At 45.7% G+C, this 16,366-nt stretch carries 14 protein-coding genes and 1 tRNA gene; 10 read left to right on the top strand and 5 right to left on the bottom strand.

Annotated elements, in window-relative coordinates; all coding sequences use genetic code 11:
- Positions 1–2: 2 nt before the first annotated feature.
- From BHV73_RS05475 to BHV73_RS05460, 4 genes are all read left to right on the top strand, one after another.
- A complete protein-coding gene (locus tag BHV73_RS05475) occupies positions 3–1,340 on the top strand; it encodes a glucose-6-phosphate isomerase (RefSeq protein ID WP_286737332.1) in 1,338 nt (445 codons plus the stop codon).
- A 148-nt stretch (positions 1,341–1,488) separates the two neighbouring features.
- The gene (locus BHV73_RS05470) at positions 1,489–2,226 is read left to right on the top strand and encodes an inorganic diphosphatase (RefSeq protein ID WP_195501668.1); all 738 of its coding nucleotides are present in this window, start codon (positions 1,489–1,491) and stop codon (positions 2,224–2,226) included.
- Between the two features lie 199 nt (positions 2,227–2,425).
- On the top strand, positions 2,426–2,980 hold the full coding sequence (locus BHV73_RS05465) for a hypothetical protein (RefSeq protein WP_009123107.1): 555 nt from the start codon (positions 2,426–2,428) through the stop codon (positions 2,978–2,980).
- A gap of 21 nt (positions 2,981–3,001) precedes the next feature.
- Positions 3,002–3,868: an outer membrane beta-barrel protein gene (locus BHV73_RS05460; protein ID WP_022218329.1), complete on the top strand. Its 867-nt coding sequence runs from the start codon at positions 3,002–3,004 to the stop codon at positions 3,866–3,868.
- A gap of 64 nt (positions 3,869–3,932) precedes the next feature.
- Here BHV73_RS05460 and BHV73_RS05455 read toward each other — a convergent pair.
- Positions 3,933–4,005, bottom strand: a tRNA-Arg gene (locus tag BHV73_RS05455).
- A 217-nt stretch (positions 4,006–4,222) separates the two neighbouring features.
- On the opposite strand from BHV73_RS05455, the gene asnA reads away from it, so the two are divergent.
- Complete coding sequence (gene asnA, locus BHV73_RS05450; protein WP_022218330.1) at positions 4,223–5,260, top strand: aspartate--ammonia ligase; 1,038 nt, start codon at positions 4,223–4,225, stop codon at positions 5,258–5,260.
- 128 nt (positions 5,261–5,388) lie between these two features.
- Complete coding sequence (ung, locus tag BHV73_RS05445; RefSeq protein WP_087412311.1) at positions 5,389–6,051, top strand: uracil-DNA glycosylase; 663 nt, start codon at positions 5,389–5,391, stop codon at positions 6,049–6,051.
- A 119-nt stretch (positions 6,052–6,170) separates the two neighbouring features.
- Here the strand turns inward: ung and BHV73_RS05440 are convergent, their stop codons facing one another.
- From BHV73_RS05440 to BHV73_RS05430, 3 genes are all read right to left on the bottom strand, one after another.
- The gene (locus BHV73_RS05440; RefSeq protein WP_009123096.1) at positions 6,171–8,972 is read right to left on the bottom strand and encodes a putative LPS assembly protein LptD; all 2,802 of its coding nucleotides are present in this window, start codon (positions 8,970–8,972) and stop codon (positions 6,171–6,173) included.
- A gap of 79 nt (positions 8,973–9,051) precedes the next feature.
- The gene (locus tag BHV73_RS05435) at positions 9,052–9,588 is read right to left on the bottom strand and encodes an HD domain-containing protein (RefSeq protein ID WP_009123095.1); all 537 of its coding nucleotides are present in this window, start codon (positions 9,586–9,588) and stop codon (positions 9,052–9,054) included.
- Between the two features lies 1 nt (position 9,589).
- A complete protein-coding gene (locus tag BHV73_RS05430) occupies positions 9,590–11,305 on the bottom strand; it encodes an ArnT family glycosyltransferase (RefSeq protein WP_009123094.1) in 1,716 nt (571 codons plus the stop codon).
- A 93-nt stretch (positions 11,306–11,398) separates the two neighbouring features.
- On the opposite strand from BHV73_RS05430, the gene BHV73_RS05425 reads away from it, so the two are divergent.
- Both BHV73_RS05425 and BHV73_RS05420 read left to right on the top strand, forming a co-directional pair.
- The gene (locus BHV73_RS05425) at positions 11,399–11,776 is read left to right on the top strand and encodes a GtrA family protein (RefSeq protein WP_087412312.1); all 378 of its coding nucleotides are present in this window, start codon (positions 11,399–11,401) and stop codon (positions 11,774–11,776) included.
- 92 nt (positions 11,777–11,868) lie between these two features.
- Positions 11,869–12,816 (top strand): glycosyltransferase family 2 protein, encoded by a 948-nt coding sequence (locus BHV73_RS05420; protein WP_009123092.1) that lies wholly within the window; start codon positions 11,869–11,871, stop codon positions 12,814–12,816.
- 29 nt (positions 12,817–12,845) lie between these two features.
- On the opposite strand, the gene BHV73_RS05415 is transcribed toward BHV73_RS05420, so the two are convergent.
- The gene (locus BHV73_RS05415) at positions 12,846–13,796 is read right to left on the bottom strand and encodes a transporter (RefSeq protein ID WP_087412313.1); all 951 of its coding nucleotides are present in this window, start codon (positions 13,794–13,796) and stop codon (positions 12,846–12,848) included.
- Between the two features lie 401 nt (positions 13,797–14,197).
- On the opposite strand from BHV73_RS05415, the gene BHV73_RS05410 reads away from it, so the two are divergent.
- Both BHV73_RS05410 and BHV73_RS05405 read left to right on the top strand, forming a co-directional pair.
- Positions 14,198–15,424 (top strand): N-acetylmuramoyl-L-alanine amidase family protein, encoded by a 1,227-nt coding sequence (locus BHV73_RS05410; RefSeq protein ID WP_087412314.1) that lies wholly within the window; start codon positions 14,198–14,200, stop codon positions 15,422–15,424.
- Positions 15,425–15,436: 12 nt separating this feature from the next.
- Positions 15,437–16,330, top strand: a complete 894-nt coding sequence (locus BHV73_RS05405) for an MlaD family protein (RefSeq protein ID WP_009123089.1) — start codon at positions 15,437–15,439, stop codon at positions 16,328–16,330.
- Positions 16,331–16,366 lie beyond the last annotated feature (36 nt).

The raw sequence follows: 16,366 nt of genomic DNA, 5'->3' as shown, positions 1-16,366 counted from the left end.
TTATGATTAGTTTGAACATTGAAAAGACTCTTGGATTCATTTCCAAAGAAAACGTTTTCGCCTACGAAGCTCAAGTTAAGGCTGCACAAGAAGCATTGGAAAACGGTACCGGTAAAGGTAATGACTTTTTAGGCTGGCTGCACCTTCCCTCTTCTATTACAAAGGAGCACTTGGCAGACCTGAAAGCTACCGCGCAAGTATTGCGTGAAAATTGTGAAGTAGTGATTGTTGCCGGAATTGGCGGAAGCTACCTCGGTGCACGCGCCGTTATCGAGGCTTTGTCAAACAGTTTCACATGGTTGCAAGACAAGAAGTCCGGCCCGGTTATTCTGTATGCAGGACACAACATCGGTGAAGATTATCTGTACGAACTTACCGAATATCTGAAAGATAAGAAATTCGGTGTCATCAATATTTCCAAATCAGGAACTACTACCGAAACGGCTTTGGCTTTCCGCCTGCTGAAAAAACAATGCGAAGACCAACGCGGCAAGGATATGGCAAAAAAAGTGATTGTTGCCGTTACAGACGCCAAGAAGGGTGCCGCACGTGTCACCGCAGACAATGAAGGCTACAAATCTTTCATTATTCCCGATAACGTAGGCGGTCGTTTCTCCGTACTCACTCCGGTAGGTTTGCTGCCCATCGCAGTAGCAGGATTTGACATCGAGAAGCTGATAGCCGGCGCAGCAGCCATGGAAAAGACTTGCGGAAAGGATGTTCCGTTCGCGGAGAACCCGGCAGCCATCTATGCGGCTACCCGCAATGAGCTTTACAAGAACGGCAAGAAGATTGAAATCCTCGTAAACTTCAACCCCAAGCTGCACTACGTGAGCGAATGGTGGAAACAACTCTACGGTGAATCCGAAGGTAAAGAGAACAAGGGTATCTTCCCTGCATCCGTAGATTTCTCTACCGACCTGCACTCCATGGGACAATGGATTCAGGAAGGCGAACGTACCATTTACGAGACCGTCATCTCAGTAGAAAAGACCCAGTACTCCCTGCAAGTTCCTTCGGACGAAGCCAACCTCGACGGTCTGAACTTCCTCGCCGGCAAGCACGTAGACGAAGTGAACAAGATGGCAGAACTCGGCACGCAGCTGGCTCACGTAGACGGTGGCGTACCCAATATGCGCATCGTTATCCCCGCACTGAATGAGGAAAGTATCGGCGGATTACTGTATTTCTTTGAAAAAGCATGCGGTATCAGCGGTTATCTCCTGGGCGTCAATCCATTCAACCAACCGGGTGTGGAAGCCTACAAGAAGAATATGTTCGCCTTATTGAACAAGCCGGGCTACGAAGAAGAATCCAAAGCAATTCAGGCAAGACTGTAATAAATTGAAAATCGGGAGTTGAGAATTGAGAAATAGCTGCGCACAAATAATCATGCGTAATGTCAAGAAGCTGTTTCTTTATTCTCAACTCTTGATTTATCCCCCCCCTCATTTCTCAATTCTCAATTCTTAATTCTCAATTTACCAAGTGTTCAAAGAATCAATTACCCGCTATTTGAAAAAACACGGATACGCTGATATCCGGCTGAAAGCCGTCCTTTTTGATATGGACGGTGTATTATTCAATTCCATGCCCTATCATGCGGATGCCTGGCATAAGGTGATGGAACGCCATGGTCTGCACCTGAGCAGAGAGGAAGCTTATATGCATGAAGGACGTACCGGAGCCGCCACAATAAATCTTGTATATCAGCGGCAGTACGGCAAAGACGCTACTCCTGACATGATAGAAAGTATCTATGCCGAGAAAAGCGAAGAATTCAACAAACACCCCGACCCTGAACGTATGCCCGGTTCCTGGGAGGTGCTGCAAAAAATAAAAGCGGAAGGATTGACTCCCGTATTGGTAACCGGTTCCGGCCAGCACTCTCTGTTAAACCGGTTGTCCCATAACTTTCCCGGTATGTTCCGGCGCGAACGTATGGTAACCGCTTTTGATGTGAAATACGGTAAGCCCAACCCCGAACCTTATCTTATGGGATTGGAAAAAGCAGGCGTAAAAGCCAACGAAGCCATTGTCATTGAGAATGCCCCTATCGGTGTACAGGCCGGAGTAGCAGCGGGTATATTTACGGTTGCCGTCAATACCGGCCCATTGGATGGGCAAGTGCTATTGGATGCCGGAGCCGATTTATTGTTTCCTTCCATGCAGGCTTTCTGTGATAATTGGGAAATAGTGCGGAAAGAGCTCGAGCCACAAGAATAATCATAAATATTATTTACTTTTTACATCGGCTTTACTTAAAGTTGATAAAGTCTTTATAGACCTAAAATACAGAAAAACAGATATTTAATTTTACACAAAAGATATTAATATTAAAATATTTTAGTTTTCATTTGGATGTTAGATAAAACAATAATAAATTTGCGCCGTCAATATTTATTAATTACTAACATTTAAAATTATGGACAAACTAACTAGAATTAAAACTTTAATCGCCTGTGCTATCGTAGCATTAGGGTTTTCATCTTGCTCAGAAGATCAAACTTCATTGTCTATTGACAATATCCAAGGGAAAGCTATCATCAAAGGAAGCTTCGTTTATGATGATAACAAAACCTCATCAAGCAGTACTGCGGTAAATACCGAAAAGCCCGTGATGAACACGACTGTTTATGTAATGATAAATAACTCTTCTTTTAACAACAACAGTTCCAGTTACGGAGGATATACCACTCTTGAAACAACAACGGATGCCCAAGGTAAATATGAAATCGAAATTCCCGCCGTTGAAAATGGAGTTACGGTTACTATTAAGGCCAAATCATTTGAGGCGCCGTATTATAAAATCAACTCTAATAGCGGTAGCGGCACTACCCAAAATTCTGTTATCGCCAAAGATGCCGTATATAGCTCACCGGAAATAATATTAAGCGACATAAAGCCTAATGATATTATCGCCGCAGGAAAGGCAACATATAACCATGAGGAATTAGATAAAACCGTCTTCAACTATTAATGCAGAATAAATAATAAACGCATGAAAAAGATATTATCCGTCTTTATAATCTGTTTGCTGCCATTAATGGGAGCAAATGCGCAGGAGAAGGCTGCCAAGCAGTATCTTCCGGAAGCAGGAGATTGGGCCATCGGCGTCAATGTAATCCCTTTGCTGAAGCACATCGGTGGTAATAACAACGATACATTCGGTGGTGGTTCGTCTTTTACAAAAGACAACAGTGACTTCAATTTAATACCGGATGTTTCTATTTTGGCCAAATACATGTTGACAGACAACATCGCACTGCGCGCCAATGTAGGTTTCATGTTCGGATCCGACAAAAACAGAGGTTATGTGCAAGATGACAAGGCTCTTTTGGACAATCCTCTGAGTGAAGATAAAATTATCGATGCCTGCCGTGTTAGCAACAACGGCATGAGCCTCAACCTGGGAATGGAATACCGCAAAGGTTCGAAGAGAGTACAGGGCGTGTTTGGAGCAGGTGTCCTTTTCGCCTTTCAGACACAGAAATACACTTACGAATGGGCCAATGAAATGACTACCGTCAACCAACAACCGAGTATTTCTCCTGAATTCAGCGGCAATGGCATATACTCAAACGGATACCGCCCTCTGGAAACAAAAGATAACGGTACTTTCTACACGGGACTTACCGGAAGTGTCGGCGTAGAATGGTTCGTTGCTCCTAAAATCTCTTTAGGCGCCGAGGTTAACGTAACAGCATATTATATGTTCGGGTCCCAGTCCTACCAAAAAACAGAAGGATATAACACCACACTCGGTAAAATCGAAGAAAGAACCGATTTAAGCAGCCCGGGCGACAGAGGCTTCCACATCGGAACCGAAAGCCTTGGCGGTGCCTTAAACATGACATTCTATTTCTAAACTAAGACTTATAATAATAGAAAACTCCCTTTGCGCATGGCTGCAAAGGGAGTTTTTTATTTAGTGACCCCGGTGCGATTCAAACGCACGACCTTCAGAACCGGAATCTGACGCTCTATTCACTAAGCTACGGAGCCTTAATTCGGATGCAAAAGTAGAAAAAATCTCCGCATATTCCTAATCTTCACGCGTTTTTTCTATCTGTTTCACACAGAATGCTCTCGATATTATTTTGAGAGCAGCAAAGCAATATACACATACATTTTGTTATTTTTTCACTCAAAATAGAAGCAAGTATCAATATTATTCCTATCTTTGCCGAACAAATTAATAGAAGTTATAGAGATTAAACCTATGAGCTACCTGATAAAACCCGAAGGATATAAACCTTTATTGGACTTAAAACAAACGGAATTAGGTATTAAACAGATTAAAGAATTTTTCCAGTTGAACCTTTCTTCCGAGCTTCGCCTGCGTCGTGTCACCGCCCCTCTTTTTGTATTGAAAGGCATGGGTATCAACGATGATTTGAACGGTGTGGAACGGGCGGTATCTTTTCCCATCAAGGATTTAGGCGATGCGCAAGCAGAAGTAGTACATTCGCTTGCCAAGTGGAAACGTCTGACACTTGCCGAATACCATATAGAGCCGGGATACGGAATCTATACCGATATGAACGCCATCCGCGCGGACGAAGAATTAGGCAACTTACATTCTTTATATGTAGACCAATGGGATTGGGAGCGTGTTATCACCGAACAAGACCGTAATATAGATTTTCTGAAAGAGATAGTCACCCGTATTTATGCGGCGATGGTTCGTACAGAGTACATGGTATACGAAATGTATCCGCAAATCAAGCCCTGCCTGCCACAGAAACTGCACTTTATCCATGCGGAAGAACTCCGGCAGATGTATCCCAATCTAGAACCGAAATGCCGGGAGCATGCCATCGCCAAAAAGTTCGGAGCCGTATTCATCATCGGTATCGGTTGCAAACTGAGCGACGGTAAAAAACACGACGGACGCGCCCCGGACTATGATGACTACACAACTCCGGGCTTGAACGGCCTGCCCGGCCTAAACGGCGACTTACTGCTATGGGACGATGTGCTTCAGCGCAGTGTGGAATTATCCTCAATGGGTATCCGCGTAGACAAAGAAGCCCTCCAGCGTCAGCTCAAACAGGAAGGTGAAGAAAAACGTTTGGAACTCTACTTCCACAAACGCCTGATGGGAGACGCTCTGCCCCTGTCTATCGGCGGCGGTATCGGCCAGTCCCGACTGTGTATGTTCTACTTGCGCAAAGCGCATATCGGAGAGATACAAGCCAGCATCTGGCCTGAAGACATGCGCGCGGAATGCAAGGCGCACAACATACATCTAATCTGAATATAGCCTGTAAACGATATAAAGTCCCGCAGAGTTTCAAAGGAAAAAGTAAAAACTCTGTGGGGCTCTTTGTATACTATGGTGAAATATTTGTATCTTAGCGTCGTAAACCACTAACACTTCCTATTATGAACGTTCAAATCGAAGATAGCTGGAAAGCCCATTTGCAGCCTGAATTTGACAAAGATTACTTTTATACATTAACGAACTTCGTTCGTGAGGAATATGGTAAATATACCATATATCCACCGGGAAAATTGATATTCAACGCCTTCAACTTATGTCCTTTCGATAAAGTAAAAGTTGTGATTATCGGCCAAGACCCATATCACGGTCCCGGACAAGCCCACGGATTGTGTTTCTCCGTAAATGACGGCGTACCCTTTCCGCCTTCTTTAGTCAACATCTTCAAAGAAATCAAAGAAGATATCGGAACGGACGCGCCACCCACCGGTAACCTGACCCGCTGGGCGGAACAAGGCGTATTATTGCTCAATGCCACCCTCACAGTACGTGCCCATCAGGCCGGCTCCCATCAAAACCACGGCTGGGAAACATTTACGGATGCCGCCATCCGCATCCTTGCCGAAGAACGTGAACATTTGGTCTTCATATTATGGGGAGCTTATGCGCAACGAAAAGGCGCCTTTATAGATCGCAACAAGCACCTGGTATTGACATCCGCCCACCCTTCTCCCCTTTCCGCATACAACGGCTTTTTCGGAAACAAGCATTTCAGCAAAGCCAATGAATATTTGAAAGCGCACGGAGAGGAAGAGATAAAATGGTAAAGCGGCACCCGTAAATGGAGTTGCGTCAAAATGTATTTGATGATTTTTCAGGTACGGACGACACGGATTGCACGGAAAAAGAATAAAATGAATCCGTGTCATCCGTACCTAAATTATAATTAGTACCACTGGATATTACTCTGCGTCTGGCTTCTCTGCTCCCATTTCAAGTCTTGCAAGATACTTGCGTTGGCGCGGATAGTGAAATTATAATATTTCCACTGCCCGAAAGGAGACAAACTGGCCGACATACTGAAACAGTGCAGGTCGCGCGTGATATTAAAGGTGGTCTGTACTATCTTCTTAGCTTCAAAATCGTAACCGGAATTAAAGCTGACCGCCCACTTATTGGAAAGTTTTATATTGCCGGAAGCGCTCAGGTTATGAGTATAGCGATAGGGATAACGCATCGTTTTCCGGTTGATAGGCTTTGAGGTATCCTCAGATATATTAAAACTATAATTAAAGTTCAGAGACCACGGCATTTTGAATACCTGATAGCCGTCGGAATCGACAGCGGCTTTTTCAACTTTTTTCTTAGGAATACCGGTATCATCGGAGCCGTCTTCCGTGCCTTCTCCTTCTTCAGAGGCCGCTTCGTCTTTTTTCTCCTTATCGGAATCGCCGGTACCGCTCAGTTTCTCTTTCCACTTTTTCCACGTATCATTATTAAATGTATAGCTGAAAGAAGAACCGTACCCCTGGAATATACCAAAACGTCCATACGACCATTCCGTACGGTCATTAGGCACCACATTACCATTCTTATCGAATTTATAACCGTATGTTTTGAATGAAGAGCTCATACTGAATGTATAGTTCTTACTCAACTTCAAACGTAAATTCAAACCGAGGTCACTCCAAGGACGCGTTGCGGCAGCCATATTATAACTGATATTGGCGCCCAACTCATCAATCAAACTAACCTTCTTTACAGTATCTTTCTTGCTGCTGTAATATTTCATTTCCAGGTTATTGGATATGCTAAAGGTTATATTTCCCTGTTTGCCTCTTCCCGGCACATCAAATGCTTGTCCCGAATAGGGAGAATACGTCACGGTATCCCGTCTTCCGTCCGCATAATTCCTGATGTAAGACTCGTAATACCCATAGCGTGAGGAACCGAAATCCGGAGCGGCGCTTATGCTCACCGACGGAGTTATGACATGACGAATCTGTATCTTCTTTTTAGGCAGGAATATAGGATTATACATACCGTATATCTTCGTATTGATACCCAAACTGGCATTGTAATTATATACGCGATGGAAACCGTAAATCGTATCGGTAGCCACTTCTTTGCCACTGCCACCGGCGGCATTGGGATCCCAATCCTTCATCACCTTACGCGTGTACCAACGCTCCGTATAGCTGACAGAAGGAGTTACATTAAAGTATTTGAATAATGTAAAAGTAGCGCTGACCGGTATTTCATGCTTCATACCGTTCTTCCAGTCCTTTATCAGATTGGACTTAAACAGAAGATTGTCTTTTGTCTGAATACTGTTGGTCAAACGTCCCGTATACCGAATCGAGATTTTCTCATACCATCTTTCCTCGCCTGCCGCTTTCTTGCGTTTAAAAGGATAAAGCGTAGACAAAGAGATATTCAAGTCGGGCAAAGTGACATTGACCGAGGAGTCCCTCATGGTCTGTGCAATATTGGTAGTTGCCGCAACCGTCAGTTTCCTGTCAAAGAAATAGCGGGAATAGCTGACACTTGAGGTCTTCGTATTCTGCGACATGGCATTCGAGTTGTACATGTTTCCGATATTGGTACGTTCATAACTGCTGGTCGCAAAATTCACGCTGGCAGAGAACGTCTGATTCGGATTGGCCTTCGCGTCCTGTCTGTGAGACCAGACAATCTTGAAGTCTTTTGCAACGGAATAATCCGGTAATCCTTTATCACCGGTCTTGGTTACCTGATAGCTTGCCTGGAACAAGCCGGAATATTTGTATCTCTTGATATAATTAGACTCTGCATTCAACGCCCAGGAACCTTTCGTAAAGATATCGGCCCGCAGCTTCAAATCCATCTTGTCACTGATAGCAAAATAATACCCGCCATCCGTCAAACCGAAACCGCGGCTGGAGTCATCCATGTATGTAGGCATAAGGAAACCGGACGAATAGCTGCTCGAGAACGGAAAAAAGAAGAACGGCACGGCCAGCGGCAAAGGAACGTCCTCAACCACCAGATAGGCAGGACCCGTCACAACATTCTTTTTAGGGCGTACTTTCGCGTAAGTCATCTGCATATAAAAGTGGGGATGCTCGTGGTGGTCACAAGTCGTATATCGGCCGCTCTTCATATACAGCTCGTCATTAGTGCCTTTCTTCGCATTGTTTCCGGTCACATATCCCTCTCCCTGCTGACTGACCACATTACTTATAATACCCTTCTTGCTCTTGAAGTTATAGCGAATCGTATTAGTCTCATACGGAGTTTCCCCGTCCTTAAAAACCGGAGTTCCCTTCTTCACACCCAACGAATCCTCTACCCCGTGGGCATATACCGTGCTGCTATCCATATTCATGGTAATAACATCGGCCGCCAATTCTATCTGCTGATAATTTACTTTTCCCTGGCCATACAGATGCGCATATCCGCCTTGGGCAAACACAATAGAGTCGTTGGCTTCATAGGTCACCGGAGCATCCAAAGGCTGCTTTTTCTTGCCGGGAGCAGCCAGCGTATCCATCTGCAAAGAATCGGCCTGCAAGGTATCGCGCACACCTCTCCTGTGAGAAGACGCAATCCTCTGTCCGAGCGAATCGCCCCGCAAAGAGTCCGCTTGCTGTCTTTCGGGCGGCACAACACCTCGCCGACGACGTTGCGAAGCAGCCTCACCGGAAAGAAGAAGTAAGACGAATAGTAGTATGAATGATATGAATGTATTTGCTTTCAATGGCGTCATTAACTAACAGTTTACGCTTGAAAGGGCAAAAGTACGTAATTTATACGGATAATCTCCCTTTTTAAAGAAATTTAGATTGCTACAAAAACAGTTCGCACCAATGGTCAAAGCGTTGCAGACCGGCTTCGCCATAGCGCTGTAAACTCTTCCGCGCTTTCTCCACGCTTTTTTCCCGTTCCAGATGCGTCTTGGAGTAAAACTTATCGGCAAAACAGACAACCTGCTCCTCCATGCTTACCGGAAGCATATCCCGGTGGGGAACAGGCAGATTTTGCGCAATGATATCTTCCAGCGAAAGCCCTGCTCCCGTATGCCTTTCACATACCAAAGCATGACGCGGGTAACCTTCCGAACGCACCAAATCCGCTCCTAAATAGCCATGGCAGATATAAGGTTTATCGCCGAAGCAACAGATACCGTCGGCATCCGTCAGGAATATGCCTATATCATGCAGCATGGCCGCTTCATACAAAAAGTCTCTGTCTAAAGACAATTCCGGATGATTGTCGGCAATCCATAAAGCCTTATCAGCCACCGAACGGCTGTGCGTCAGCAGAATATGTTTCAGTTCATCCGCTTCCGGATAATATTTGTCAATCAACTCGCGAGGGCACATTTTATTTCTTGCTGAATTTATAAACGATGACTTTCCTACGCAAATCACAACTGCGCAAAGGAGTACGATGCACTTCTTCCAACCGGTAGGAATCTTTATTCTCCTGCAAGAACTTTTCCTGCAGCTCATCCGTCACCAATACATACCCCTCGGCAGGCCGCATTCTATCAAAGATACGTACGCGGTCGCCCAAATAGTAGTTTATGCCATAGAATTTCACCCAGTCGCCATACGAATATACCGTGCCCTGAGGCTCCAATTCATTCAAGCGTACAGCCAGATGCTTGTCCGACTTCACCGCCAGTATATTGGGTTGGTAAACTCCGTCCAATGACACAAAAATACATAATACGCATCCCGCCGTGCCATATAACAGCGAACGCGTATCCGCACGCTTCACCAGCATGTACAGCAGGCAGACAGCAGCCACAAGCGGCAAGAACACAATCAGCCATTTCGGTAATGAAAGCTGTACGGTCTGCAACGCATGCGTAAACGCTATATTCTCGGCGGCGTGCCTGCCTGTGCCCCAAATGCTTTCGGGAATCATTCCCAGACGTACCGCAAAGAAAGTAACGGTAAGCAATATAGCCAATGAAGCAAAAATCCAGGCGGAAATCCTAAACACTTTCGCGCCCCGTTGCACCAATGCCAGCAGGTATTCGGCAAGCAACATTCCCATAAACGGGTAGATAGGCAGTAAATATACGCTGCGTTTACTCTTGGGGATGCAGTAAAAGATGAAAATCGTTAAGATTACCACCCACGCAAAAAGCTGCAACGGCGACTGAGAACGGAATTTGTTCCACCCTTTCTTCAAACGTTCACCCACGGAAGCCCCTTCCGGCAGGATATGCATCTTTTTCCATTTCAGTCCGAACAAGGAAATAAGCAGTACCAAAGTCCAGGGAATCCATCCCCAAATAATAGTCAGGAAGTTATACCATATCGGGTTCTCATGTGACGCATAGGACATTTTCCGGAAAAAGCGTCCGGTATTCTCTTCCAGCATCAAATTGACAAACGATTCCCCGCCTTGCTGATAAGCCGCCCAAAACCAGACGCCCAAAGGAATGAGGGATAACAATCCGATACCCAGCAGCGAAAAGAAAGTCTTTCCGAACGAACGTCCGCGCAATAACTGATACACACCGATACCCAGGCAAGGAAAGATGGAACCGACCGGCCCCTTCGTCAATGTAGCGCATGCCATCAACAACACGGCCAGCCAGGGAATTCCTTTGCAGTTCTTCTCGTCCCACCGGAAAAGCAGGCACAATGAAATCACGATGAGGGAAACTTGCAACATATCCAGCCGGCAAGCTACCGCCGCGCGGTGTACTTCAAAAGAAGACAACAGAAGGATAGAGGTCAGGAACGCCGTCTTTACGTCCTTACGTTTGGCAACGAAACTAAAGAAAACCAACTGCATAGCCAGAAAAGCGAGCGCCGACGGCATACGTGCCGAAAACTCCGAGACTCCCCCCAAGACGGATGAAATAACGGCTATCGTCCAATAAAGAAAAGGCGGTTTATAAGCTATTTCCACTCCATAGTTCATCGGAAGTATCCAGTTACCGCTTTCCAGCATGGTATACGCAACTATCGCTTCACGAGGTTCCCCTTTCGAATAAAAAATGGTTTCTCCTAAAAAGGGAACCAATACGAGCACACTTAACAGTGCAATAAACCAGAACGCTATCTTTCTGTCTGACATATATTTTCGTTTTTACATTTTCACGCTGCAAAAATACGAATTATTCTATAACAATACCTAACTTTGCCGCCTCAATGATAGTGTAAACCTAAAATGAAGCAATTAAAAAGACTTCCCGAATTCATACGTTTTGTCATGGTGGGCGTTTTTGCGACCGCCCTGCACTACGGAATATACTTCTTACTGCAAAAATTCATCAATGTAAATATAGCTTACACCCTCGGTTACGCCCTCAGCTTTATCGCCAATTTTTACCTTACCGCCTACTTTACGTTCGGCAAAAAGCCGTCATGGAGCAAAGCGTTCGGTTTCGGCGGGGCGCATTTATTCAATTACCTGTTGCACATCGGACTGCTGAACACCTTCCTGTGGCTGGGACTTTCCAAAGCCATCGCTCCTATTCCGGTATTCGCCATAGCCATTCCGGTCAATTTCTTATTGGTGCGCTTCGTTTTCAAACGAAAAGGTTGATGTACTCAAATCGATGTTTTTTTAAGTAATATTGTTCAAAGCTTCCTTAAATATAATATATTTGCGAAGTATTTATCATACACACTTGTGAAATGAAGAAAGTAACCTTACTGATTCCGGTCTACAACGAAGAGGCTATGCTCCCCGCTCTCTATCAACGTTTGATAGAGCTTATCAACCGCAACGATACCTATGAGTGGGAAATCTTGTTTATAAATGACGGCAGCAGCGACCAGACGCTCGACGTCATCCGCCAACTCAGACAAACGGACAACAGGGTGAACTTCGTAAATCTTTCACGTAACTTCGGCAAAGAAATCGCCATGCTGGCAGGATTCGACTACACGACCGGAGACTGCTGCGTAATAATGGATGCCGACCTGCAAGACCCGCCCGAGCTCGTAGACCGGATGTTGCAATATTGGGAAGAAGGCTATGACGACATCTACGCCAAGCGCCGCAGCCGTGGAGAAGAGAGCTGGTTGCGCCGCCGGCTGTCGCTTGCTTTCTACAAGATTCTGCAGAACATGAGCCGGATAGACATCCTGCCGAACGTAGGTGATTTCCGCCTGCTCGACCGTCGCTGCGTATTGACGTTAAGGCGTCTGCGGGAACAAGAGCGATACACCAAAGGATTATTCTGCTGGATAGGCTACCAAAAGAAAAGCATAGAGTTCGACCGGGGCGACCGCCTCGCCGGACATTCATCCTGGAGTTTCTTCAAACTATTGAACCTGGCCATCGAAGGGATCACCTCATCTTCCACCGCTCCCTTACGTATCGCCACCGTATGCGGGATTCTCTGCTCTATTTCCAGCTTTATCTACGCCATCTATTTCCTGATAAAGACTATTATATACGGTGACCAGGCTGCCGGCTTCCCCACTTTGATAGTAGTTATCCTATTTTTGGGCGGTATTCAGCTGTTCTCATTGGGTGTCATAGGAGAATACATCGGACGTATCTTCAAAGAAACCAAAAGGCGCCCCGCCTATATCGCGTCGGATTATAACGAGAAGAAACTGGGGTACGACGAATAATGTCTTGACATGCTCCGTACCCTGAGGGCTTAGGATTCCCTCTTTCTCTTTTTCCAGAGCTGATAACTGTTAATGATATTCTGCCACAGTACATACGACCCCGGCCCCACTGAGGACAACGGATTCAAATAAGTATAGGACATCCAGATGGCAAGTACCGTATTTTTCTGCCCCAACGCCTGTCCGCCACTGATACGGTCATTGTAGTGCCCGCCGATTCTCTTCCCCAGATAGAATTGGACACAGCAGGCTATCAAACCTGCTAAAGCAATCAGGACTTCCACAAACACCGGCGCATCGCTATTCACCAACGAGCGCACCGTCTGCCCCGACACAATGGCAAGCGCCACCGCCCACAAATAAAAAGCCGCATCATGAAACTCCAATAAATACCGGTGCGCCTTCTTGACAAACACCCGCAGAAACCATGCTATAAAGAAAGGCAGGAGCAACAGCGGAAACACCTTGCTCAGTATTTTCAGGAAAGCCGCAAAGAAAGTTATGTCTGCATGCGGCTCTACCCAAGGAAACACCAACGGCACAGCCACAGCAGCCAGAAGATTGGATAACAATGTATACGTGGTAAGGCTCGACGCACTTCCGCCCAGTTTGCCGGTAATCACCGCAGCAGCAGTAGCCGTAGGACAGATAAGGCATACCATAGCCCCTTCAAAGATTTCCCGATACATCTCTTTCATGGGGCAGCACACCAGCAAAGCCGCAACAGCCAGACACGAAACCGTCTGAAACAGCAACAGCCAACCGTGCCATGCCTTCGGTTTCAGCTCGTGCACCTCCACTTTGCAAAAAGTCAGTAGCAATTGCGCAAAAATCAAAGCCGGGGTAAGGAGAGCTATCAGCCCGTTCAGACAGGGTTTTGCCGGCGCAAGCAAAGGAATTCTTGCAAAGAAAAAGTACCCTGCGGTACCCGCAAGCATCGCCAAAGGCAATGTCCAATTCTTTATAAAACGAAGAAGCATACCTGTATCTACCTATTAATATTTGCGCGCAAAGTTACGGATATTATCAACAAGTAGGCTCATCGCAGAAAATAAAAGGGAAAAAAGAGTTGAATAAACGGGAAATCCGGCACTTTTAATTCGTTAGACAATTGTCATCCTTACGTCAGACAGCCGTTGCCCTTTCGTTAGACAGTTGTCTAACGAAAGGGCAACGGCTGTCTGACGAATTATTCGCTACTGACCGTAAACCAAACGCAGGCATAGAAAAACTATAAATTTTGCAAACGTAAAGACTAAATCTCCCTAAAAAGAAGCTGTTACAAATAAAACTTGAAAGCAAAGTGTGAGTTTTCTATAAAATTACACTACATTTGCGGAGCGAAAATAGACCTTTGCACTATCTTTGCAATGTTTTTTATATGAAACTGTATAGACGATACATATTATATATAGGTATTTGCTTGGGGCTGCTCACCTCTCCTTTTTGTAGCGGCAGTGCTGAAGCGAAGGATTTTGTCGTCGTTATCGATGCCGGACACGGGGGGCATGACCCCGGCGCTATCGGTAAGATATCCAAAGAAAAGAACATTAATTTGAATGTAGCGCTCAAACTCGGCAAACAGATACAAAAGAATTGTCCGGATGTAAAAGTCGTCTATACCCGTACGCGGGATGTCTTTATCCCATTAAACCGACGTGCGGAGATAGCCAATGACGCCAAAGCAGACCTTTTTATTTCAATCCACACCAATGCGCTTGCCAACAATCGTACCGCCAAAGGCGCATCCACCTGGACATTAGGTCTTGCAAAATCGGACGCCAATCTCGAAGTAGCCAAGCGGGAAAACTCGGTTATTCTCTATGAAAGCGACTATAAAACACGCTATGCGGGGTTTAATCCCAATTCCGCCGAGTCCTATATCATCTTCGAGTTTATGCAGGATAAGTATATGTCGCAAAGTGTACATCTGGCGTCGCTCGTACAGAAGCATTTCCGCAATACGTGCCGACGGGTAGACCGGGGGGTGCATCAGGCAGGTTTTCTGGTACTGAAAGCCAGTGCCATGCCAAGCATTCTGGTGGAACTCGGCTTCATCTCCACTCCGGAAGAAGAACGCTATTTAAATACGGATGCAGGAACCACCACCCTTGCCAACGGCATCTTCCGCGCTTTTCTTACCTATAAGCGCGAGCAGGAAATCCGATTGAACGGAAGTAGCCAGACCATTCTGCCGGAAGACATACCGCAACCGGAAGAAGAGGCAACCGCATCTGCCGGCGCGGCATCCCAAACAGAAAAAAAAGCAGCCGGCCAAAGCGGCAAGCCGACACCTCAACGTTCGGAAAAAGCCGCCGTTGCGCAAACAGAAGACAATGCCCCCGTGTTCAAGATACAGATACTCACCTCTTCCCGTCCGTTGGCAAAGAACGACAAACGATTGAAAGGGCTGAAAAATGTGGATTATTACAAGGAAGGCGGTTTATACAAATACACCTATGGCGCATCTTCCGATTATAACAAGGTGTTACGTACCAAACGCTCCATTACGGCACAATTCAAGGATGCTTTCATCATAGCTTTCAAGAATGGTAAAAAGGTGAACGTCAACGCTGCCGTCAACGAATTTAAAAACAAAAAGAAATAAATAAAATACATCATGAAGTATATTACCAAAGAAGTCAGAATAGGAATTGCAGGAATAGCCGCGCTCTGCATATTAGTATATGGCATCAATTATCTGAAAGGCATCAACATGTTCAAGCCTTCCAGCTATTTCTATGTCAAATTTCACAATGTCAACGGACTCACCAAATCAAGCCCCGTCTTTGCCGACGGTTTCCGCGTAGGTATCGTACGCGACCTGTATTACGATTATACCCAACCCGGAAAAGTCATTGCCGAAATAGATGTCAATACCGACCTGCGTATTCCCAAAGGAAGTACGGCAGAATTGGCCGCAGAAATGTTAGGAGGCGTCAAGATGAACCTTCTCCTTGCCAACAACCCCCGCGAGAAATATCAGATTGGAGATACGATTCCCGGCACCCTCAACAACGGAATGATGGAAAAGGTAGCTTCCATGATGCCGCAACTGGAAAAGATGCTGCCCAAGCTGGACTCCATCCTCGGCTCTTTAAACACAGTATTGGCAGACCCGGCCATACCGGCCACCCTGCACAATGTGCAGAACCTGACAGCCAACCTGGCCGTAACCAGCGGGCAGCTGCAAACATTAATGAACAAGGATATTCCTCAGCTCACCGGAAAGCTGAACACCATCGGAGATAACTTCGTGCTTATTTCCAATAATCTGAAAGAGATAGACTACGCAACAGCCATGCAAAGCATAGACTCTACATTGGCTAACGTAAAAATGATTACAGACAAATTAAACCGTAAAGACAATACCGTCGGATTGTTATTGAACGACCCGTCACTTTACAATAATCTAAATGCCACAACGGCGAATGCGGCGAGCTTGTTGGAAGACCTGAAATCGCATCCTAAACGCTACGTTCACTTCTCGTTGTTCGGCAAAAAAGATAAGTAGATTTTTCGCTTATATAGATTTTGTCTAAATAATAAG

Origin of the sequence: Bacteroides sp. 44_46 (assembly GCF_001915465.1) — a bacterium.
GTDB lineage: Bacteria > Bacteroidota > Bacteroidia > Bacteroidales > Bacteroidaceae > Bacteroides > Bacteroides clarus.
The sequence above is the reverse complement of the archived record's forward strand: the minus strand, read 5'-3'. Positions and strand labels throughout refer to the sequence as shown.

What these genes read in the sequence shown, in the direction of transcription:
- BHV73_RS05420 (WP_009123092.1), top strand. Translation starts at nt 11,869, where the DNA reads ATGAAGAAAGTAACCTTACTGATTCCGGTCTACAACGAAGAGGCTATG.
- BHV73_RS05410 (WP_087412314.1), top strand. Translation starts at nt 14,198, where the DNA reads ATGAAACTGTATAGACGATACATATTATATATAGGTATTTGCTTGGGG.
- BHV73_RS05430 (WP_009123094.1), bottom strand. Translation starts at nt 11,305, where the DNA reads ATGTCAGACAGAAAGATAGCGTTCTGGTTTATTGCACTGTTAAGTGTG.
- BHV73_RS05460 (WP_022218329.1), top strand. Translation starts at nt 3,002, where the DNA reads ATGAAAAAGATATTATCCGTCTTTATAATCTGTTTGCTGCCATTAATG.
- asnA (WP_022218330.1), top strand. Translation starts at nt 4,223, where the DNA reads ATGAGCTACCTGATAAAACCCGAAGGATATAAACCTTTATTGGACTTA.
- BHV73_RS05440 (WP_009123096.1), bottom strand. Translation starts at nt 8,972, where the DNA reads ATGACGCCATTGAAAGCAAATACATTCATATCATTCATACTACTATTC.
- BHV73_RS05425 (WP_087412312.1), top strand. Translation starts at nt 11,399, where the DNA reads ATGAAGCAATTAAAAAGACTTCCCGAATTCATACGTTTTGTCATGGTG.
- BHV73_RS05435 (WP_009123095.1), bottom strand. Translation starts at nt 9,588, where the DNA reads ATGTGCCCTCGCGAGTTGATTGACAAATATTATCCGGAAGCGGATGAA.
- ung (WP_087412311.1), top strand. Translation starts at nt 5,389, where the DNA reads ATGAACGTTCAAATCGAAGATAGCTGGAAAGCCCATTTGCAGCCTGAA.
- BHV73_RS05465 (WP_009123107.1), top strand. Translation starts at nt 2,426, where the DNA reads ATGGACAAACTAACTAGAATTAAAACTTTAATCGCCTGTGCTATCGTA.
- BHV73_RS05415 (WP_087412313.1), bottom strand. Translation starts at nt 13,796, where the DNA reads ATGCTTCTTCGTTTTATAAAGAATTGGACATTGCCTTTGGCGATGCTT.
- BHV73_RS05405 (WP_009123089.1), top strand. Translation starts at nt 15,437, where the DNA reads ATGAAGTATATTACCAAAGAAGTCAGAATAGGAATTGCAGGAATAGCC.
- BHV73_RS05475 (WP_286737332.1), top strand. Translation starts at nt 3, where the DNA reads ATGATTAGTTTGAACATTGAAAAGACTCTTGGATTCATTTCCAAAGAA.